Source organism: Rhizobium azibense (assembly GCF_004342325.1).
GTDB classification, from domain to species: Bacteria; Pseudomonadota; Alphaproteobacteria; order Rhizobiales; family Rhizobiaceae; genus Rhizobium; species Rhizobium etli_B.
Map to the genome: position 1 here is coordinate 239,925 of NZ_SMBJ01000003.1, position 20,573 is coordinate 260,497.

Here is a 20,573-nt window from a genome sequence, read left to right on the forward strand (position 1 = left end):
GGGAAAGGCCGCTTGCGGGGCCGGATGCGTGGCTGGGTGAGCTCAGGCACTTGCGGGCAGAAGAGCCACGCGGCTAACCCCTCCATGCCTCGACAAACACAACCTTCTCCACCCCCGCAAACTTCGCCACGCGCTCCAGTTCTGCCCGCAGTCTCTCCATCCGTCCGGCAGAAGCCTTCACGCCGGGTTCCAGCCATAGCCGCTTCACATCCAGCGTGCCCTTCTTGCGGTCGGCCTTCATGTCGATGCGGCCGATGAGCTTGTCACCTTCGAGCAGTGGAAAGACGTAATAGCCGTATTCGCGCTTCGGCTCGGGTACGAAAACTTCGATGCGGTAGAAGAAGCCGAACAGGCGTTCGGTGCGGTTGCGGTCGCGGATCGCCGGATCGAAGGGGCTCAAGACGCGAACGCGCGCTGGAGCCTCGCAATAGTCATCCACTGTCGAAAGGAAATCCGCGAAGGCCCAGGACGGGCGCGGCTTGCCACTAAGCGCCGGCTCGATCAGGATTTCGGTCAATTCGTCACGATGGGTTGTAACCCAGGTCTTCGCCTCGTCCGGCGACAGCAGATCCCAAAAGGCGGCGATTTCGCCGTGTGTCGCAAAACCGAGCCGTTCCAACGCGCTTCGGCACGCCCAATCGACAAACTCCTCGCGGCTTACTTCCGGATCGCGGAAGTGGGCGGGAATGACACGCTCGACCAGATCGTAGATCTTCTGGAAATTGGAGCGGCCGGCGATGGCGAACTTGCCGGTGTGCCAGAAATATTCGAGCGCGGTCTTGTTGGGATGCCAGTTCCACCAGCCGCCGGAGGTGTGTCCGTCGGCCTTGATCTCGCGGGCCATGATCGCGCCGTCGCGAACGACGCGCTCGTAGGTCTCGTCGAAGGCATGCTCGAAGCCCTCGCCGCGCCATTTGCGCCAGCGTTCGACGAGCACCTCTTCCTGATGCCTGAATTTGTGCTTCCAGTATTTGAAGAAGGCGCTCGGCAGGATCGAGGCGTCGTGCGTCCAATGCTCGAACAGCGCGCCGTCCTTTTCCAGGAGCGCGGTCAGGTGTTCGCGTCTATATGTCTGGTTGCGGGAAAAGAGGATCTGGTGATGCGCCCGCTCCACGGTCTGGATGCTGTCCACCTGCACGAAACCGATGTCATGGATCAGCTGCAGCAGCCCGGCCTTCGTCAGGGCGCGGTTTGGCGCAGAGCTGAGGCCCTGTTTGGCGAGGAAAACCCGGCGGGCATCGCTGTTCGAAAAGAGATTCGTCATCGGTCCATCATATTCGGGAAGATGTTCCTAGCCACCCGGTTTTGCACTTTTGACGCTGCGGCTATAGAAGCAGCATCGGATTGTGACGGGGGAATGATTTGGAAATCCGCTTCGAAGGGGCTGCAGTCACGTATGGCGCGCGGGAAGCGCTTTTGCCGCTGACCCTTACTCTCACGGAAAACCGCATCGGCGTGATCGGCCTCAACGGCTCGGGAAAGACCACTTTCGCGCGGCTGATCAACGGTCTGACGAAGCCGACGGCCGGACGCGTGATCGTCAATGGCCAGGACACGGCCGCCTCCCATTCGGCCCTTCCTGATGTCGGCTTCATCTTCCAGCAGCCGCAGAACCAGATCATCCTGCCGATCGTGCGCGACGACATTGCCTTCGGATTGAAGGGTCGCGGCTTTTCGAAAGCCGAGATCGAAGCGAAGGTTGAAGCGGCACTTGCCCGCTTCGGTGCCACCCATCTAGCAGCGCGCCGGGCGCACGAGCTTTCTGGCGGCGAGTTGCAGATCGCCGCCCTCGCTGCGGTTTTGGTGACAGGCCCCGATATCCTGATCCTCGACGAGCCGACGAACCAGCTCGATCTCAAGAATCGCGCACTGGTGCAGAAGATCATCGAGGGCCTGCCCGAAAATGCCATCGTGATCAGCCATGATCTGGAACTGGTCGCCGATTTCGGCCGTGTCCTGCTCTTCGACGAGGGCAGGCTTGCCGCCGATGCGCCGGCGGCCGAGGCAATCGCGCGCTACCGGGAGATTACCGCCTGATGCAATCGCTTTATGTCGAGGGAACCAGCATCATGCACCGGCTTCCGGCGCGCTCGAAGCTGCTTGTTCTCGCAATCCTCGGCGTCATTCTCTTCACGACCCGCAACATTGCGCTGCTTTCGCTCGGCGTGCTGATCACAGGGGCGGTCTATTCCAGCGTCGGCCTGTCTTCCGGGCAGGCGATTGCGCGGCTGAAGCCAGTGCTGCTGACGATCCTCGTCGTGGCACTTTTCAGCCTCGCCTTCAATCCCTGGCATGGTGCGGTCGTGGCGCTGCTGCGGCTGACGGCGCTGATGCTCTTTGCGGCGGCGGTGACGGCAACAACGACGATCAGCGAATTCATCGACGAGGTCACGCTGCTTGCCCGCCCATTGGAGCGGGCCGGCCTGGTGGCTGCCAACGATGTGGGACTTGCAGTCGGCCTCGTCGTCCGTTTCGTGCCCGAAATCCTTGGCCGCTACCAGGCGATCAAGGAGGCGCATACAGCCCGCGGCATCAAGGTGCGGCCCGTCACGGTGCTTGCGCCGTTGATCATCCTCACGATCAGAGATGCGGATAATATTGCCGCAGCGATTGACGCGCGCGGCGTTCGGCGGCATGTCAGTTAACATTCTGTAAACACGGAGCCCATGATGAGCACCCGCGACCTCGTTCTCTCAGCCCTCTTTGCTGCAATCATCGTGGCGCTCGGCATTCTACCGCCGATCACCCTCGGCTTCATTCCGGTGCCGATCACCGCCCAGTCGCTCGGCGTCATGATGGCAGGCGTCGTGCTCGGCGCGCGCCGCGGTGCAATCGCCGTGCTGATCGTGCTGGTTCTTGTTGCAATCGGCCTTCCGGTGCTTTCAGGCGGCCGCGGCGGCCTTGCGGCATTTGCCGCACCGACGACCGGCTTCCTCATCGGCTGGCTCTTTGCCGCTTTCGTCACCGGCTATGTCGCCGAGCGCCTGGTGAAGTCCGAGCAGTCCGGCCTCGTGCAGACGGTCGGCTTCTTCCTCGCATCCGCGATTGGCGGCATCGTCGTCCTCTATGCTTTGGGGATCGCCTATCTCTGGGTTGCTGCCGGCGTCGGCCTGCAACAGGCGTTCGTCGGTTCGATGGCCTTCGTGCCCGGCGATGTCATCAAGGCCTTCGTCGCAGCACTCGCCGGCCGCGCCGTTATGGTCGGCTATCCGCTTCTGCCTGCGCGTGCCTAGGATCGGAGCCTAATCGACGAAGGTGTAAAGCCAGTCGCGCGTTTCCTCAGGGAGCGCGGCCGGCGACAGGTCTTCGCGATTGCGCGCTTGCCAGATGATCTCCACCTCGGCGGCGCGTTCGCCTTCCGCCTCAACGGCAATCAGAAAGCCGACGGAGCGAACGCCGATTTTGTCGACCGCGGTGGTGAACTCCACCAGTTCGTCGTAGTGCAAGGGCCGGTGCAGGATGCAGGAAATCTTGCTTGCAGTATAAATTGGCTCGCCTTCCACTTCCGGACGCGTCAGCCAGAAATTTGCAAGTACGGATTCCGCATAGGAAATATAGGACGAGATGAACATCTCACCATGCATGTCGACGTCCCGGAACGGCACACGTATTTCCGCTACGTTCGAGCGCGCCGATTTTGTCATCGCCTGCCTATCCTCACATCCCTGCTTGAAGACTAATGGCGACACAGGCCGAAGTAAACGGTGGAGGTGACATGCGCACGAAGGAGCGCCTATGTTGAAATTGCCGACATTTGCGCCATCTGGTGTGGATCATGACTGGGGCAAGCGATAAGAGTATGCGCATGAGCACCCGCCTTTACGAACACCCGATCTTTCTCGAACATGTCACCCCCGCGGGCCATCCCGAGCGGCCGGACCGGATGCGGGCAATCAACGTCGCACTTGGCCATCCAAATTTTGAAAGGCTGGAGCGCAAGGAAGCGCCGCTGGCCAATGAGGAGGCCGTGCTGCTTGCCCATCCCGAGGAACATCTGCGCTCCGTCATGCGCCAGATTCCGGAAGGAGACGGTGAGATCAACCAGATCGAGGCTGACACCTATGCGAGCCCGAAGAGCCTGCAGGCGGCGCTGACGGGCGTCGGTGCGGCGATGGCTGCGGTGGATGACGTCTTCACCGGCAAGGCCGACAATGTCTTCGTCGCCGCCCGCCCGCCGGGCCATCACGCGGAGAAGACGACGGCAATGGGCTTTTGCTTCTTCAACAACGCGGCGATCGCCGCGCGCCATGCCCAGAAGCGCTATGGTGCCGAGCGAGTGGCGATCGTCGACTGGGACGTGCACCACGGCAACGGCACTCAGGACATCTTCTGGGACGACGCCTCCGTGCTTTTCTGCTCGACGCATCAGATGCCGCTTTATCCGGGATCGGGAGCGAAGGAGGAAAGCGGCAAGCACGGCACGATCATCAATGCGCCGCTTTCGCCAAATGTCGGCAGCGATCATTTCCGCGAGGCTTTCAAATCGCGCGTGCTGCCAGCCCTTGTCGGTTTCCGGCCGGACCTCATCATCATCTCTGCCGGCTTCGACGCGCATCATCGAGATCCCCTGGCGCAGATCAATCTCGTCGGCGAGGATTTCGACTGGGCGACCGGAAGATTGCTGGAGATAGCCGACAAAAGCGCCTCCAACCGGGTCGTCAGCTTGTTGGAAGGCGGCTATGATCTGGAAGGGCTTGCCGAATCGGCAGGCCTGCATGTGCTTCGATTGATGAAGGGTTGAGCATGACTGACAGCGCCAAGCCGGAGGTTTCCGGTCTTTCCTTCGAAAAGGCAGTTGCCGAACTCGAAAGCATCGTTGCCCGTCTGGAACGCGGCGACGTGGCGCTCGATGAATCCATCGAGATCTACGAGCGCGGTGAAGCGCTGAAGAAGCATTGCGAGACGCTGCTTTCGGCTGCAGAAAACCGCATCGAGAAGATCCGGCTCGACCGCGCCGGCAAACCGCAGGGCACGGAGCCACTGGACGGGGCCTGATATCTCCCAAGACTTCTGGCCGGAAGAAATTCGTCAGTCTAACATCCCCACCAACAGCACAGGGAAGAGTTCAGAATGACGGACAGGCTGAAGAGCAAGGTTGCCATCGTCTCGGGCGGTGCGACCGGCATGGGCGGCGCAGCGTCGAAGCTGTTTGCGGCCGAAGGCGCTCGTGTCGCGATCATAGACCGCAATGGCGAGGCGGCGGCGCAGACCGTCATGGCCATTAGGAATTCAGGCGGTGAAGCGGATTACTGGATTGCCGACGTTTCCGACGAGAAAGCGGTGAACACGGCCGCTGCCGGTGTCGAGGAGCGCTTTGGCGCCGTTACGGTGCTCTTCAATCATGCCGGCACCATCGTCATCAAGCCATTTCTGGAAACGACGACTGAGGAATGGGTTTGGCTGCATGCCGTCAACGTGCGCTCGATGTTCCTGATGACAAAGGCCGTATTGCCGAAGATGATCGCGGCAGGCGGAGGATCGATCGTCTGTACCTCCTCCATCTCCGCCGTTGCCGCGACGCCGATGGAAGTGCTCTATGACACGACCAAGGGTGCAGTGCATATGTTTGCTCGAGCGATTGCGGTGGAATTCCGCGACCGCAACATCCGCTGCAATGCTGTCTGCCCCGGGTTCATCCGTACGCCGCACGGGCTTCGTGAGGTTGCCGACTTACAAGCGCTTGGCGTCGATGTTTCCGACGCCGCCATTGCTGCTCAGCAGGGCAGGATCGGTGAACCGGAAGATGTGGCCAGGGCGGCGCTCTACTTGGCGAGCGACGAATCCAGCTTCGTCAACGGAGCCCATCTTTTTGTCGATAACGGCTTCACAGCCATCTGACGAACATGAACCCTTTCGCGGCGGCCCGCCAGGCGCTATTGCTGGTCGCGCCCTCTTGCTCGGAGAACCGCCATGTCCTTCTTCCCCGGTAAAGACCCGCTGCCCGGTGATGCCTTCGCCTGCGACGCCATCGAGAATCTGATCATTCCGCGCACCAGCGATATCGGCGGTTTTCAGGTGCGGCGGGCGCTTCCGACGCGGCAGCGGCGGCTGGTGGGACCGTTCATCTTCTTCGACCGGATGGGACCTGCGATTCTGAAGCCTGGCGAGGCGCTGGACGTGAAACCGCATCCGCATATCGGCTTGTCGACCGTCACCTACCTTTTCGATGGCGAAATCCGGCATATGGACAGTCTTGGCACCGAAAAGGTGATACGGCCTGGCGACATCAACCTGATGACGGCCGGGCGCGGCATCGTGCATTCGGAGCGCACGCCCGACAATCTGCGTGGTCACCCGCTGCTGATGTCGGGCCTGCAGACCTGGCTCGCGCTACCGGACGACAAGGAAGAAATCGACCCCTCCTTTGCCCATACGGAAAAAAGCGAGATGCCGCTGATCGATGAACGTGGCGTGAGAGGGCGCGTCGTCATCGGCTCCTTCGAAGGCATGACATCGCCGGTCAGCGTATTTTCGGACACGCTCTATGCCGACGTCGATATCGAACCCGGTGCCAGGTTCCCCTTCGGCGCGGCCCATGAAGAGCGCGCCGCCTATGTGCTTTCGGGCGAAGTCATCATCGCCGGCGACCGCTTTGCCGCCGATCAGCTGCTCGTCTTCCGGCAAGGCGATGCGATCACCCTTGAGGCAGGTCCTGCGGGCTGTCATCTGATGCTCTTTGGGGGCGCGGCACTGAATTCGAAGCGGTACATCTGGTGGAACTTCGTTTCCTCCTCCAAGGAGCGGATCGAGAAGGCGAAGGAGGAGTGGCGCACCGGCCGCTTCGACATCGTTCCGGGGGACGAAGAGGAATTCGTGCCTTTGCCCGAAGGATGAACTCCTTTAGGATTATGGGGTTGCGGTTCTTGAAAAGCACTTGTTTTGCCGCAATCTAATCGAATAAGCAAAGCAAGAACCATAAGAAAGAGCTCCTGCCCGTGACACATCAGCCGAAAACCCCGCTGCTCGATCAGGTCAAATATCCCGCCGACCTGCGCAAGCTCGAGGATCGCGACCTGCCGCAACTTGCGCGCGAAGTCCGAGACGAAATGATCGATGCGGTCTCGCGCACCGGCGGACATCTGGGCGCGGGTCTTGGCGTCGTCGAACTGACGATCGCCATCCACAGTGTCTTCGACACGCCCGAGGACCGGTTGATCTTCGACGTCGGCCACCAGTGTTACCCGCACAAGATCCTTACCGGGCGCCGCGAGCGGATCCGCACGCTGCGTCAAGAAGGCGGCCTTTCCGGGTTCACGCGGCGCGCCGAGAGCGAATATGATCCCTTTGGGGCGGCGCACTCATCGACTTCGATTTCCGCCGGTCTCGGCATGGCGGTCGCCGCGGAACTCAGCAAGACAGACCGGCGCGTGATTGCCGTCATCGGCGACGGCGCCATGTCGGCCGGCATGGCTTACGAGGCTCTGAACAACGCCGGCGCGCTCGACGCACGGCTCATCGTCATCCTCAACGACAACGACATGTCTATTGCTCCGCCGACGGGTGCCATGAGCGCCTATCTCGCCCGCCTCGCCTCCGGCCGAACCTATATGGGTTTTCGCGATTTCGGCAAAAAGCTGACAGCCTATCTCGGCAAGAAAGTCGACCGGGCGCTGACCCGCGCTGTCGAGCATGCGCGAGGCTACGTGACCGGTGGCACCATGTTCGAGGAAATGGGCTTTTATCATATCGGTCCGATCGATGGTCATTCCTTCGAACATCTGCTCCCGGTACTGCGCAATGTGCGCGACAACGCCGAAGGCCCGGTGCTGATCCACGTCGTCACGCAGAAGGGCAAGGGTTATCCGCCTGCCGAAGCCGCCGCCGACAAGTACCACGGCGTCAACAAATTCGACGTCATCACCGGCGCGCAGGCCAAAGTGAAGCCGAATGCGCCGAGCTATACGAGCGTCTTCGCCGAGGCGCTGGTGCAGGAGGCAACGCTTGACGACAAGATCGTCGGCATCACGGCGGCCATGCCGAATGGCACCGGCCTGGACAAGCTTGCCGAAATCTTCCCTGCCCGCTGTTTCGATGTCGGCATCGCCGAACAGCATGCCGTAACCTTCGCGGCAGGTCTCGCCACCGAGGGTTACAAGCCGTTTGCGGCGCTCTATTCCACCTTCTTGCAGCGCGCCTACGACCAGGTGGTCCACGATGTCGCAATCCAGGGCCTGCCGGTCCGTTTCCCGATCGACCGCGCTGGTTTCGTCGGCGCCGACGGCCCCACGCATGCAGGTTCGTTCGACACGACATTTCTTGCGACGCTTCCCGGCTTTGTCGTCATGGCTGCGGCCGACGAGGCGGAACTGAAGCATATGGTGCGCACGGCGGCGGCTTATGACACCGGCCCGATTTCATTCCGCTATCCGCGCGGCGAAGGTGTCGGTGTCGAAATGCCAACGCGCGGCGAAATCCTGCAGATCGGCAAGGGCCGCATCGTCAAGGAAGGCACCAAGGTCGCGCTGCTCTCCTTCGGGTCGCGGCTTTCCGACTGCCTGCTTGCGGCCGAAGATCTTGAGGCTGCCGGCCTTTCGACCACAGTTGCCGATGCGCGCTTCGCCAAGCCGCTGGACCACGGCCTGATCCGCCAGCTCGCCCGCCACCACGAAATGCTGATCACCGTCGAAGAAGGCGCCATCGGCGGCTTCGGCAGTCATGTGCTGCATTTCCTCGCGATGGAAGGCCTGCTCGAAAGTGGCCTCAAGGTCCGCTCGCTCACGATGCCCGATATCTGGATGGAGCAGGCAAAACCAGAGGTGATGAACGCCCATGCGGGCCTCGACCGCGCTGGGATCGTTTCCACCGTCTTCCGGACACTCGGTCACGGCGCGGCCGTGGGAGTTGCGGGCTGACGCCATCCGGTAGGGGCCGCACCGAGGCGGCAGGGTGTGGTTGCGTTTTGCTGCAGCAGATTGCCGCCAATGGTGAAAGCCGGCTGAAGCAGATCGGCGGCGCAATCGATTGTCACGCAGGAGGCGAAACGCCTCACAGTCGTCGAAGGCATGGCGGCGGGGAAACGGATGGCGCCGTCCCAGTCGGCCGTGACCATACCCGGTTCGACCACGTTTCACCAAAACGCAACGGCAAGCGGATGGGCGGCTTCAACCGCATCTCGCAGGTACAAACGAGAAGGGCGGCAAAACCGGCCGCCCTTCTCTATTTCAGATCGATCAGCGATCTCAAAATTCCGTCCAATCGTCTTGGACGGCTGCGGCGGTTGCCGCCTTGCCGCCGAAGGCGCTGGCGAGCTTGTTCGTCAGCGCTCGGGCGGGCGATGCAACAGGGCGGGCGCCGGACTGCGCGGCCTTCGCACGGGGCACGGCCGCCGGTGCGGTCTGGCCGAGCTTGAACTGTTGCAGCAGGGCGTCCAGCGCGTTGGCTTCCTGGGCCAGCGCGTGGCTTGCTGCCGTTTGCTCTTCGACCATGGCCGCATTCTGCTGCGTTCCCTGGTCCATATTGTTGACCGCGGTGTTGATCTCCTGCAGGCCGATCGACTGTTCGCGCGTCGCGGTGACGATCGCACCGATATGGCGGTTGATCTCCTGGACCTCGCTGACGATCTCGGCAAGCGCCTCGCCGGTTTCACCGACAAGCGAGACGCCGGTGTTGACATGGTCGCCGGAGGTCGTGATCAGCGCCTTGATCTCCTTGGCGGCATTGGCGGAGCGCTGAGCCAGTTCACGCACCTCCTGGGCGACGACGGCAAATCCCTTGCCTGCATCACCTGCGCGGGCAGCCTCGACGCCCGCGTTCAAGGCAAGCAGATTCGTCTGGAAGGCGATGTCGTCGATAACGCCGATGATGTTGCTGATCTCGCCCGAGGATTTTTCGATCTGCTGCATGGCGGTAACGGCCTTGCGGACAACATCGCCGGAGCGCTCGGCACCGATACGCGCACGCTCGACCAGATGACCGACATCTTCGGCGCGCTTGGCGCTGTCGCGGACGGTAGTCGTGACCTCTTCGAGAGCTGCGGCGGTTTGCTCGACGGCGGCGGCCTGCTGTTCGGTGCGACGTGCGAGGTCGTCGGCGGCGGAGCGGATTTCGCCGGCGCCGGCGTTGATCGCCGAGGCATTGCGGCCAACCGCCTGGAGTGCCGACTGAAGCTTTTCAGCGGCATGGTTGAAGTCGTTCCGCAGGCTGTCGAAGTGAGCGGAAAAGGGCGTTGCGATCCGGCTTGCGACATCGCCGTTGGCGAGGTTCGAAAGACCGCCCGCCAGACTGTCGATCGCAAAGCGGATCTCGGCTGCCTCGCGGGCCTTTTCCTCGTCGGAGAGCTGGCGCTGGCGCTCGGCCTCGTCGCGCATTCGGTCAGTCTCGCCGGAAAGGCGCTGCTTTTCGATTGCGGCCTCCTTGAAGACCAGCACCGATTTCGCCATCAGGCCGACTTCGTCGCCGCGCTCGAGCGCCGGCACGTCGATATCGTTGTGGCCAGCTGCCAAGCGGCCCATGGCGAGGGTCATGCCGACGATCGGCTGCGCGATAGTGCGCGATAGAAGCCAGGCGAGCACGGCTGCGGCAAGCGATGCCGCAATGCCACCGGCGATCAGCGTGAAGGTCAGATCTTCGTTGGCGTCGAGCTGGGTTGCGGCAAATGTCGCCGACTTTTCGCGTGCGACGGCCTTGATCTTGGCGGACGCCTGACGGAAGCCGTCGAGTTGTCCTTTGGTGGCGTTCACACCGATCTTGACGACGTCTGCAATCGGCGTCTCGGTTTCCTTGCGCGCCTTGGCCTGCGGTTCGGCAAGCTCGTGGAAATAGAGATCGGCCGCCTTCTGCATGCCGTCGATCATCCCGATCAGCTCCGCCTCGCCTGCAGCTGTCTGCTTGGCGGCAGCAATCGCCTTCAGCATGCGTTCGCGATTGGCGAAGATATCGCCATAGGTGCTGTCGCTGCGGAAAAGGATGAAGCCGCGCAGGTTGACGGCCTGCTCCAGCATTGCCTGCAGCGCGTCATCGATGTGATTGACCAGGAGCTCCGATTTCTCCTGTTCGGCGGCAGCAGCAGCCGAGGCGTTCGCCTTGCTGTGCACATAGGCTGAGACGGAAATGAAGATGAGAATCAGCGCGGCAAAAGTTGCGGCAAGCTTTCCCTTCAACGACATGTTGGCGAACACCGGTCAACTCTCCTGACAAAAACGGCGAAACAAGCCGCGCGAGACGCAGCGGCAGAGCGAATGAAACTGAAACATGATCTGCAGGTGGAGGTTATGATGCCATCATGGCAGTGAACGGCCCGGGCGGACCGCTGCAATCACCGCGAAGCTACGGGCGCCGGCTTTAAATTTGCTTAATCTGTCCTGCTCAAAATTGGGGAGGAACCGTTTCCACGGGCTCTGCACTTCCTCCAAAGACCTCACTCATCTGCAGCGACCGCAACAAAAGGCTTGCAAGCAGCGGCTTTGCCGGTCATGGACTGCCGATGTCCGATCAGAATACCCAGCGCCTCGACCTGCTTCTCGTGAGCCTCGGCCTTTTTTCCAGCCGCTCGCGGGCACGCGATGCGGTAAGCCGTGGCACAGTCAAGGTCGGCGGAGCTGTCGTGACAAAGCCGGGGGCCCTCTTTTGCGAGGACGCCCTGATCGAGGTCGATGATCCGGCGCAGGATTACGTCTCCCGTGCGGCGCTCAAGCTCATTGCGGCGCTCGATCATTTCCATCTCGATCCCTCGGGCCACCACTGTCTCGACGTCGGCGCTTCGACGGGCGGCTTCACGGAAGTGCTGCTGGAGCGCGGCGCGGCACATGTGACCGCCATCGATGTCGGTCACGGGCAGATGCATCCGCGCATCACAAACGATGCGAGAGTCACCAATATCGAGGGGCTGAACGCTCGCCACTTGACGGCAGACGATATCGGCCGGCCAACCACCTTCGTCGTGTCGGATGTTTCGTTCATTTCACTGAAACTGGCGTTGGCGCCTGCGTTGCAAATCGCCGAGCCTGGCGCCATTGCAGCACTTTTGGTAAAGCCGCAATTCGAAGCCGGGCGCGAAGCAATCGGCAAGGGCGGACTGTTGAAGGATCCCTCCTCCGCACCTGCGGTCGCGGCCGAGCTTGAGCGCTGGTTCGTCGAAGACATGGGCTGGACGAGCCTCGGGCTCATCGCTTCGCCGATCGCCGGCGGCGACGGCAATCAGGAATTTCTACTCGCAGGAACGAAGCCGTGAGCACCGAAACAGTCACGATCCAGAAACTCGGCGGTCAGGGCGACGGCGTTGCCGAGGGCGCCGATGGCCCGATTTACGTGCCTTTTTCGCTGCCCGGCGAAAGCGTGGCGATCGCGCGCGTCAAGAACCACGGCACGATCATGTCGATTGCCAAGCCTTCGGCCGATCGGCAGGAGCCGCCCTGCCGCCATTTCGGCCCGGACGGCGTCAACGGAACTTGCGGCGGCTGCACGCTGCAGCACATGGCTGATCAGCCCTACCGGGCCTTCAAGCGGCGGCTGGTGATCGACGCACTGAAATCGAAGGGCATATCGGCTGAGGTCGGCCCACTCGTCCCCGCACATCCCGGCGAGCGGCGGCGCGTCGTCTTCGCGGCGCGCAAGACAGAGAAGGATATGCTGATCGGCTTCAACCAGGCCGAAAGCCACCATATCGTTGCGATCGACGAGTGTCCCATCTCGTCGGCAGCGATCCTTGCACGACTGCCGGCGATCAAGGCCATTGGCGCAGCGCTTGCGACCAGCGCCGAGGCCTTTCGCATATCGGTTCTCGAAACACTTTCCGGGCTCGATCTCGCCGTCGACGGGATCAAGAAAATGCCAGACCCGCAGCGGCGCAAGGCGATTGAAACCGTGCTTGGCCTTCGCGGCATCGCGCGCGTTTCGCTGAATGGCGAAATCCTGGTAGAGCCATCAAAGCCGATCATCGATTTCGGCGGTGTGCAGGTCTCGCCGCCGGCCGGCAGCTTCACGCAGGCGACGAAGCCAGCCGAAGAGGCGATGGCCGAGCTGGTACTTGCTCATGTCGGCAATTCAAAGCGCATTGCCGATCTCTTTGCGGGCGCCGGCACTTTCTCTCTTCGACTTGCCCGGATCGGACGCGTGCATGCCGTCGAAGGCGAGGAAAAGGCGCTCGCCGCGCTCGACCAGGCGGCGCGCAAGACACAGGGCCTGAAGCCAGTCAGCGTCGAGAAGCGCGATCTTTTCCGCCGCCCGCTGATGACGTCCGAACTGAAAGTCTACGACGCGGTGGTCTTTGATCCGCCTCGGGCCGGAGCGGAGTTTCAGTGCCGCGAGCTCGCCCGTTCGACGGTTAGGAAGATCGCCGCTGTCAGCTGCAATCCGCTGACACTGGCGCGCGATCTCACCATTCTCATCGAGGGCGGCTACCGAATCACCGGCGTCACGCCGATCGACCAGTTTCTCTGGACCTCGCATGTCGAGGTGGTGGCGACGCTGGCAAAATAGGCGCGCGGCTCACGCTGAGCAGCCATTGCGCTCCAGCAAGACCGTCGCGCTTGACCGGAACGGCAGCGCTGATGATGCCACTCGAGGCGTCGGTGTAGGCTCGGTGAGGACGGGCGCTCCTGCCTTGGCTGCGTCCCGATACCAGGGGCGCTTGGGCGGATCGTAGTCTGCCGAAAGCGGCAATGACGAACTGCTTCGTCAGGACATCTGAAGAAGGTGATCACGCCGGCTGCGCAAGGCGCCTCATGCACCTGGACGACCGACCGAACGAAATCAGCTCGTCAGCCGCTGATTAGGGGTTTGCTTGAGACAGGCTTAAAATCTGGCAAGAAGCCCTTGTCCGACATCAGCGGCGCATGAAGGCCTCGAAGGCCGCGCGGGCTTCTGCGCTCTTCAACTGTGCGGCAAAATGCCGGGCCTCGTCATCGATGCGCGCAGTAATCTCGGCACGGTCGCCGCGGATGAGATCACGAGCAATCTTCAGGGCCTCCGGCGGTTTGAGGGCGAGTTTTGCGGCGGCCGCAAGGGTTAGCGATTCAACGTCCGGCGCGGAGCAAACCTTCCAGACCAGCCCGGCATCCTTTGCCTCCTTCGCGGAGAATGCTTCACCTGCAGCGAGCAGGGCGAAGGCGCGCTGATGACCCATGATGCGCGGCGCAAGCAAGCTGGAGGCAGCTTCGGGCACCAGCGCCAGATCGACGAAGGGTGTGCGAAACTGGCTGCGGTCGGAGGCGACTGTCAAATCGCAATGCATGTGCATCGTCGTGCCGATGCCGATCGCCAGCCCATCGACGCCGGAAACCAAAGGCTTTTCGGCATTGACGAGCGCATTGAGGAAATCGAGAAGCTCCCGGCCAAGGGACCCTCCCGTTGCAGCCGCAAGGAAGTCACCAATGTCGTTACCCGCGCAAAAAGCGCCTTCCGTTCCGAGGAATACCGTCGCCCGGATGGTGATGTCCTCGTTCGCGTTCTTCAGCGCTTCGGTCATCCGCACGTACATGGCACGGGTGATCGCATTTTTCTTTTCCGGGCGGTTGAAGCGAATGATCTGCACGCCGGGATGGGCAGTGGATTGTTCAATGATGATGTGGTCGGACATGATGATCCTCAGGCAAGAGCGATGCGGGCAGCCGCGAGACTGTCTGCGCCGTTGATGACGCGATCCTTCAAGCCTGCGGATTCCGACAGAAGATTTTCGGCGGCAAAACGGCAAAGCGCAATGCGGCTTTCGTCCGCACCGTCAGATACCCTGGCAAGCCCGCCTTTGGCGAGGTAGGAGCCGGTCAGGACGAGCCCGAAGAGGCGCTGATAGGGCGTCGCCCCCGAAAGCGCCTCGGCCATCCTGCCATCTGCCTGCACCTTCAAAAGCCAGCCGGTTGCCTGTTCCAGATCGGCGATGGCCGAGCCGAGCCGCGCTGCCGTTTTGCCGAAGCCATCGAGATTTGAGCTACCCACCTGATCGGCGATATCGCGAAGTTCGGCCAGCAAGCCCTTCACGTGATCGCCGTTCGAAAGCTGTAGCTTGCGGGTGACGAGATCGATCGCCTGGATACCGTTGGTGCCTTCGTAGATCGGCGCGATCCGAGCGTCGCGCAGCAAGCGGGCAGCGCCCGTCTCCTCGATGAAGCCCATGCCACCATGGACCTGAACGCCGAGCGAGGCGACGTCGACGCCGGCATCGGTGGCGAACGACTTGGCGATCGGCGTCAGAAGCGCAGCGCGTTCCTGCCAATGCTGCCGGTCTTTGCCCACGCGATGCGACATGTCGATCGCGTGGGCGCAGGCATAGGAGATGGCGCGGGAGCCCTGCGTCAGCGCCTTCATCGTCAGCAGCATTCGGGCAACGTCGGGATGTTCGATGATCGGGCTCATGCCGTTGCCTCTCCAGCCGGGCGCCCTGCCCTGCTTGCGCTCCATGGCATAGGCGATCGCCTTTTGCGTCGCGGCTTCAGCGATCGCCACCCCCTGCATGCCGACCGTCAGGCGGGCATTGTTCATCATCGTGAACATGCAGTTGAGACCCTTGTTCTCTTCGCCCACGAGCCAGCCGACCGCCCCCTTCTCGCCGCCGAACCTGCCGTCTCCATAGATCATCGTGCAGGTGGGCGATCCGTGGATGCCCATCTTGTGTTCCAGCGAATGGCAGAAGACGTCGTTGCGGCGAGCGAGCGAGCCATCGTCGTTGACAAGGAACTTCGGCACGAGGAACAGCGAAATGCCGCGCGTGCCGGCCGGTGCATCAGGCAGACGGGCGAGGACGAGATGGATGATGTTGTCCGTAGCGTCGTGCTCGCCCCAGGTGATGAATATCTTCTGGCCGAACAGGCGATAGGTGCCGTCCTCGCGCCGATCGGCCCGGCTCGTCAGCGCACCAACGTCCGACCCGGCATGCGGCTCGGTGAGGTTCATGGTGGCAGTCCACTCGCCGGAGATGAGCTTCGCCAGGTATTTTTGCCGAAGTTCCGGGCTACCGTGGGTGCTCAGTGCCTCGACCGCGCCCATCGTCAGCGTCGGGCAGAGCGCGAAGGCGGTCGCGCCGGAATTCCACATTTCAAGAGCGGCGACGTTCAGCATGTTGGGTAGCCCCTGGCCACCATATTCTTCGGAGCCTGTCAGTCCGTTCCAGCCGCCTGCGGTCCAATCCTTATAGAGTTTCGTCCATCCATCCGGGGTCTTCACTTCGCCGTCGACCAGACGAGCACCCTGCCTGTCGCCGATCTCGGCCAGCGGGGCGATTTCTTCGGTCGCGAAACGACCGGCTTCGCCCAAAATTGCATCGACGAGATCCTCGCTGAGGTCACCGAGCAGGCCTTTTTCGATCGCCTCGCTCAACCCTGCGACGTGTCTCAGAGTAAACGCGATGTCCTCGACGGGCGCCTTGTACATGTCATCTCCTCGCATTTCGAACGGAACCGTGATTCCAAGCCTCCGGTGGAAGAGCTAATTGATTTTTACGTAAACGTCAATTTCGAATTCGACCTGTCAGAATTGACGACATCTTGCCGCTCGCAGATCTTCACACTTGCACAAACAACGGTCATGGAGAATCTCTAAACAGACTGATCGCATCGAAAGGATCGCGACCGATGGATACGTTGCCTGCCAATATACCCGGCCTCGTCTGGGCCTACAGTTTCCCGGCAGCAGGCGGCAAGGCACTTCGCCTGCACAACAGCGCGTTTCCGGCAGAACTGGTGTCCGTCAACGGCTTTTACTGGCTGCATCTCAACCTCGCCGATGCGCGGGTCCCTGCCCTGCTCGAAACGCTGGAGGGCCTTTCCGAAGATGCCAGAACAGCTCTCACAACGCGGGATACGCATGCAGCGCTCACCGTGGACGAACAGATGCTCTTCGGTACGCTCATCGATTGCCAGCGTGAATTCGATCAGGACACCAACGATCTCGGCTGGCTGCATTTCGCCATCTCCGACCGCTTCATCATCACCACACGCCTGCAGCCGCTGCGCAGTGTCGAGCGGGCGCGTGCGATGATCGAGAAGAATCCGGCCAAATTCTCCCGGCCGGTGGACCTCTTCGAACTGCTGGTGATCGAGTTTCAGCGCACGCTGATATCCGTTGTCATGGAGCTTACCGAAGAGCTGAACCTCATCGAAGACTTCGTCTACGACAATGTTTCGCGCGATGAGCGGCGGCGGCTGGCGCCGGTACGGCGCACCATCGTGCGCCTCCACCGGCACCTCAGAAACCTGTTGACGCTCATGCGGCGTGCCTCGGCCTCCGACGAGGACGAGATGCCGTTCGGCTTCGAGGATATCGCCGGCCGGCTAACGAACAGGCTGGAATCAGTCGACCACGATATCTATGCATTGCAGGAACGCGCCCGCTTGCTGCACGAGGAAATCGATTCCAAGCAGTCCTCCGAGACCAACCGTCACCTCTACATCCTTTCGATCATGACCGCCTTCCTTCTGCCGCCAACTCTGGTGACTGGCTTCTTCGGCATGAATACGGCAAATCTACCCTTCGCCGAAGGACCTGGCGGGACGGAGTACGCGGTGGCGCTCCTTGTCGCTTCAGTGCTGCTTGCCTGGTGGCTGCTGAAGCGGGTCAATATACTTTGACAAGAAAATTTGCTGTTTGCGAACTGCTGTCATGGCCGCATATCGAAATAGTGCAAAGTGACTGCTGTGGATGGGCGCTTTGCGTGCCGGATCGCACTTCGTCGGACAAGGTCACAAAGCTACGTGCACTCGATCGTCTTGACGCGCGCTAAAAGCCCGGCGGTTCTGCCGCCGGGCCGCTGGGTTTAAAAATCGGATCACGCCTTAGCTATAAGGCGAATAGCATTGCTGACGCGGGCCGTTGTAGGGCTGGAACGTATTGTCGTAAGCACGGTATGAACGGTAGCGGTTTGCGCACCAGGCGACGTGTCCGCCGCCGCCACTATAGGCCGGCGGGGCTACGTAGCGCGGCTGCGAGGCGATCGCCCCGCCGATGATGGCGCCGGCACCGAAAGCAGCCAGCGGATACCAGTAGCCGTTATAGTGACGATAGCCAGGGCGCGAATAGCGATAGCCGCGATAGCCGCCGTAGTAACCATCGCGATATGCGGGCCGGTAACCGGGATAGTAGCCGGGACGATAGCCCGGGCGATAGTAACGGCGGTACTGAACGTTCTGTACGTCCGAGGATTTTTCCACCTGCGGTGCTGCCGGCATCTGAATGGCCTGCGACGGCACGAAGCTCGTCAGGACAACAGCGGCGGAAAAGACGGCACTCGCAATTCTCTTACTGAACACGTTCATTGTATTCTCCAATCCCCAAGGCGCGAATCTGGCTTCGCCGGTAACGTATGGGTTTCTTCCCCACACGAGCGGTTCGGCACGGGCTGACCTTCTACCGCAAGGCAAATGAACCGGGGATTAACCGGTTCATTTTCCGCAATTGGAACGGGAAACATCAGGCGACGTCGGAAAGCTTCGACCGGTCACCCTGGAGGCGGTTCACCATGAAGGTCGAATACCACTCGAGGAACTGCATCACGCCCCCTTCATGAAGCATCGAGTACGGACCGGGCTCATAGGCCGGCGAGTGGATGCCGAAGGCATTCTCTTCGACGATGCGGCGGTCCTGATCGTTGGTTTCCGTCCAGACGTGCGTGAGTTCCTCGATATTGTAGTCCACGCCTTCGACGGCGTCCTTGTGCACGATCCACTTCGTCGTGACGGCTGTCTCGTTGGCACTGAGCGGCAAGACGCGGAACGAGATCGCGTGGTCGCCGAGCAAATGATTCCAGGTCGTCGGATAGTGGAAAAGCAGCATGGTACCGATGCGGTCGATCTTCACATCCTCCGAAAGCGGACGCTTGACGGCACTCTTGCCGGACATGGTGTAGCTTTCGGCATCTTCGATCAGCGGCATGCGGGCGGCGCGGAACTGGCCGTCCGGCGAGATCTGGAACCTGCTCGGAAGGCCGGCCGCCTCGCAGCGCGCCCAGTGACCGGCGATCTCCGGGTCGTCGGCGCCACCGTCCGTGCCGGTGACGCTCGGGGCTTCCGGATAGGTGCGGCAGAGTTCCGGATGGTTGGCGGCACAATGGTAGCACTCGCGGTTGTTTTCCCAAACGAGCTTCCAGTTGCCCTTCTCGATAATGGTGCTCTGGAAGGCGATCTTGCCTTCGCTCAGACGGTGGGGGAGCAGATAGGGGCTGACCACGTCGCGAATCGGCTGGAAGTCCGGTGCCTTTTCTGCCAGGCAGATGAAGATGTAGCCCGCAAAGCTCTCGCAGTGCACGGGCTTCAGGCTGTAGCCGCTCTTGTCGAAATCGTCGCCCATGTGGCGGGCGAAGGCAAGCTTGCCGTCGAGGTCGTAAGCCCATTGGTGATAGGGACAGACAAGGCGCACCGACGAGCCGTGCTCCTTCGTGCAGACACGCGAGCCGCGGTGGCGGCAACTGTTGTGGAAGGCGCGGATGACGTTGTCGCGGCCGCGTACGATCACTACGGGATACTGGCCGATCTGAACCGTGAAATAGGCGCCGGGCTTGGGCAATTCGCAATCATGGCCCATGAACAGCCAGTCCCGATAATAGATCATCTCCATATCGAGCTTGAAATAATCTTCGTCGATATAAAAGGGCTGCTCAAGGCTGAAGCCTGCGCGCCGGTTCTTGAGTTGCCGCAAAACGTTGTTGCGAATATCCATCTGTTTATCCTCGTGCCATAGGCTGCCGCCGCGAAGGCGGGATGGAAGCGCCCGCTTCTTCTCCATGCGGGAGAACTATCATGGCGTCATTTAAACACCGGCCATGACTGCCGCTTGGTTGTAATGCGACATCGGCTTCGAAATTGACGACAGCGTGGCGAGGCAACGCGATTTTCCCCTTTCGCCACAGAACCTTCAAATGCGACATCCGACAAACTCAAACCTGACCGCACAATCCACCCGCATTCCCCGTCATTGTCGCATCTGCGACGCCCTTTCGCCACATGCTCCCGACATCATGCACAAGACGCGCGCTTTAACAGGCCATTAAGCATAAACTTCTATGTTTCCCTTATTGAACAAGCAGATGGAATGCGAACCATGGCGAAACTTCGCTATTTCGACGCCAAGGGAGATGCCAGGCCGCAGGACAAGAAACCTGCAGCGCCGCATTCCGAATTTCTCCGCACCGGCAAGATCACCCGCGATCGTGCCCATTGGCTCGCCGAAGAACGCCGCTACCTGAGCTACCATGAAGTAAGCGAGAAAACCGGCCGGAAACTGCAAACGGCAGGCATCAGGGCGCATCAGCAGATCAATGGCTTCCACCGCACGATCCAGTTCCCCAAGATGGTGTTCCACCGGACGCTCGCCGACAGCCCGCATCTCGGCTATTGCCATGTCACGGCAGCCCGGACGAAATTCGCGCGCTACGAAGAGGTCAGCTGGGCCTTCTATATCGCCAATTTCTACGCGGACATCGGCGACAACGACAATTTCTTCCATCATATCGATATCAAATATTCACGCATGTATTTCGCCGTCGCAATCAAGCCCGGCGAGCATACGCCGGAGAAGATGACGATCGACCGCTCCGTTCGCGGCAACGGCGTGCTCTTCAGAACCGACGATCCGCAGGTAGCCATCCGGAATGTGCTTCTGCTTGGCGCCCGCAACGAACAGCTTCGCGAAATCATCCGCCAGCTCTGATA

General features: G+C 61.3%; 19 protein-coding genes. 12 read left to right on the top strand and 7 right to left on the bottom strand.

Translation table 11 applies throughout. The features are described 5' to 3' along the window. Positions 1-73: 73 nt before the first annotated feature. Positions 74-1,264, bottom strand: coding sequence for a winged helix-turn-helix domain-containing protein (locus EV130_RS08755; protein WP_132660023.1), 1,191 nt, complete (start codon positions 1,262-1,264; stop codon positions 74-76). Between the two features lie 98 nt (positions 1,265-1,362). On the opposite strand from EV130_RS08755, the gene EV130_RS08760 reads away from it, so the two are divergent. From EV130_RS08760 to EV130_RS08770, 3 genes are read left to right on the top strand one after another with little or no spacing between them, the layout of a single operon-like run. Beyond that, the gene (locus EV130_RS08760; protein WP_132552028.1) at positions 1,363-2,037 is read left to right on the top strand and encodes an energy-coupling factor ABC transporter ATP-binding protein; all 675 of its coding nucleotides are present in this window, start codon (positions 1,363-1,365) and stop codon (positions 2,035-2,037) included. Further along, positions 2,037-2,645: a CbiQ family ECF transporter T component gene (locus tag EV130_RS08765; protein ID WP_132660025.1), complete on the top strand. Its 609-nt coding sequence runs from the start codon at positions 2,037-2,039 to the stop codon at positions 2,643-2,645. The genes EV130_RS08760 and EV130_RS08765 overlap by 1 nt, the downstream gene beginning before the upstream one ends. Positions 2,646-2,669: 24 nt before the next feature. Next, entirely contained in the window at positions 2,670-3,233 is a 564-nt protein-coding gene (locus EV130_RS08770; protein ID WP_074060438.1) for a biotin transporter BioY, read from the top strand. A gap of 9 nt (positions 3,234-3,242) precedes the next feature. Here the strand turns inward: EV130_RS08770 and EV130_RS08775 are convergent, their stop codons facing one another. Further along, positions 3,243-3,644 (bottom strand): acyl-CoA thioesterase, encoded by a 402-nt coding sequence (locus EV130_RS08775; protein ID WP_074060437.1) that lies wholly within the window; start codon positions 3,642-3,644, stop codon positions 3,243-3,245. A gap of 161 nt (positions 3,645-3,805) precedes the next feature. Here EV130_RS08775 and EV130_RS08780 point away from each other — a divergent pair, with 161 nt between their 5' ends. The 5 genes from EV130_RS08780 to dxs all read left to right on the top strand — a co-directional run bounded on the left by EV130_RS08780 (position 3,806) and on the right by dxs (position 8,852). Next, a complete protein-coding gene (locus EV130_RS08780; RefSeq protein ID WP_074063073.1) occupies positions 3,806-4,741 on the top strand; it encodes a histone deacetylase family protein in 936 nt (311 codons plus the stop codon). Between the two features lie 2 nt (positions 4,742-4,743). Then, complete coding sequence (locus EV130_RS08785; RefSeq protein WP_022716503.1) at positions 4,744-4,995, top strand: exodeoxyribonuclease VII small subunit; 252 nt, start codon at positions 4,744-4,746, stop codon at positions 4,993-4,995. Positions 4,996-5,070: 75 nt separating this feature from the next. After that, the gene (locus tag EV130_RS08790; RefSeq protein WP_132660027.1) at positions 5,071-5,838 is read left to right on the top strand and encodes an SDR family NAD(P)-dependent oxidoreductase; all 768 of its coding nucleotides are present in this window, start codon (positions 5,071-5,073) and stop codon (positions 5,836-5,838) included. Between the two features lie 72 nt (positions 5,839-5,910). Beyond that, on the top strand, positions 5,911-6,834 hold the full coding sequence (locus EV130_RS08795; protein ID WP_074060435.1) for a pirin family protein: 924 nt from the start codon (positions 5,911-5,913) through the stop codon (positions 6,832-6,834). A 101-nt stretch (positions 6,835-6,935) separates the two neighbouring features. Next, a complete protein-coding gene (gene dxs, locus EV130_RS08800) occupies positions 6,936-8,852 on the top strand; it encodes a 1-deoxy-D-xylulose-5-phosphate synthase (RefSeq protein WP_074060434.1) in 1,917 nt (638 codons plus the stop codon). 327 nt (positions 8,853-9,179) lie between these two features. On the opposite strand, the gene EV130_RS08805 is transcribed toward dxs, so the two are convergent. Beyond that, entirely contained in the window at positions 9,180-11,105 is a 1,926-nt protein-coding gene (locus EV130_RS08805; RefSeq protein WP_132552070.1) for a methyl-accepting chemotaxis protein, read from the bottom strand. 317 nt (positions 11,106-11,422) lie between these two features. Here EV130_RS08805 and EV130_RS08810 point away from each other — a divergent pair, with 317 nt between their 5' ends. Continuing rightward, the gene (locus EV130_RS08810; RefSeq protein ID WP_132660029.1) at positions 11,423-12,169 is read left to right on the top strand and encodes a TlyA family RNA methyltransferase; all 747 of its coding nucleotides are present in this window, start codon (positions 11,423-11,425) and stop codon (positions 12,167-12,169) included. Further along, a complete protein-coding gene (locus EV130_RS08815; RefSeq protein ID WP_132660031.1) occupies positions 12,166-13,416 on the top strand; it encodes a class I SAM-dependent RNA methyltransferase in 1,251 nt (416 codons plus the stop codon). The genes EV130_RS08810 and EV130_RS08815 overlap by 4 nt, the downstream gene beginning before the upstream one ends. Before the next feature lie 346 nt (positions 13,417-13,762). On the opposite strand, the gene EV130_RS08820 is transcribed toward EV130_RS08815, so the two are convergent. Continuing rightward, the gene (locus EV130_RS08820; protein ID WP_132660033.1) at positions 13,763-14,515 is read right to left on the bottom strand and encodes a crotonase/enoyl-CoA hydratase family protein; all 753 of its coding nucleotides are present in this window, start codon (positions 14,513-14,515) and stop codon (positions 13,763-13,765) included. Positions 14,516-14,523: 8 nt separating this feature from the next. Continuing rightward, complete coding sequence (locus tag EV130_RS08825; protein ID WP_132660035.1) at positions 14,524-16,302, bottom strand: acyl-CoA dehydrogenase family protein; 1,779 nt, start codon at positions 16,300-16,302, stop codon at positions 14,524-14,526. 200 nt (positions 16,303-16,502) lie between these two features. Between EV130_RS08825 and EV130_RS08830 the strand changes: the two genes are divergently transcribed. After that, the gene (locus EV130_RS08830; RefSeq protein WP_074060427.1) at positions 16,503-17,498 is read left to right on the top strand and encodes a transporter; all 996 of its coding nucleotides are present in this window, start codon (positions 16,503-16,505) and stop codon (positions 17,496-17,498) included. A gap of 204 nt (positions 17,499-17,702) precedes the next feature. On the opposite strand, the gene EV130_RS08835 is transcribed toward EV130_RS08830, so the two are convergent. Together EV130_RS08835 and EV130_RS08840 are read right to left on the bottom strand one after the other, a co-directional pair. Then, a complete protein-coding gene (locus EV130_RS08835; protein WP_132552022.1) occupies positions 17,703-18,182 on the bottom strand; it encodes a BA14K family protein in 480 nt (159 codons plus the stop codon). A 154-nt stretch (positions 18,183-18,336) separates the two neighbouring features. Next, entirely contained in the window at positions 18,337-19,581 is a 1,245-nt protein-coding gene (locus EV130_RS08840) for an aromatic ring-hydroxylating oxygenase subunit alpha (RefSeq protein ID WP_074063071.1), read from the bottom strand. Between the two features lie 381 nt (positions 19,582-19,962). Between EV130_RS08840 and EV130_RS08845 the strand changes: the two genes are divergently transcribed. Next, the gene (locus EV130_RS08845) at positions 19,963-20,571 is read left to right on the top strand and encodes a DUF6656 family protein (RefSeq protein WP_074060425.1); all 609 of its coding nucleotides are present in this window, start codon (positions 19,963-19,965) and stop codon (positions 20,569-20,571) included. Positions 20,572-20,573: the final 2 nt, after the last annotated feature.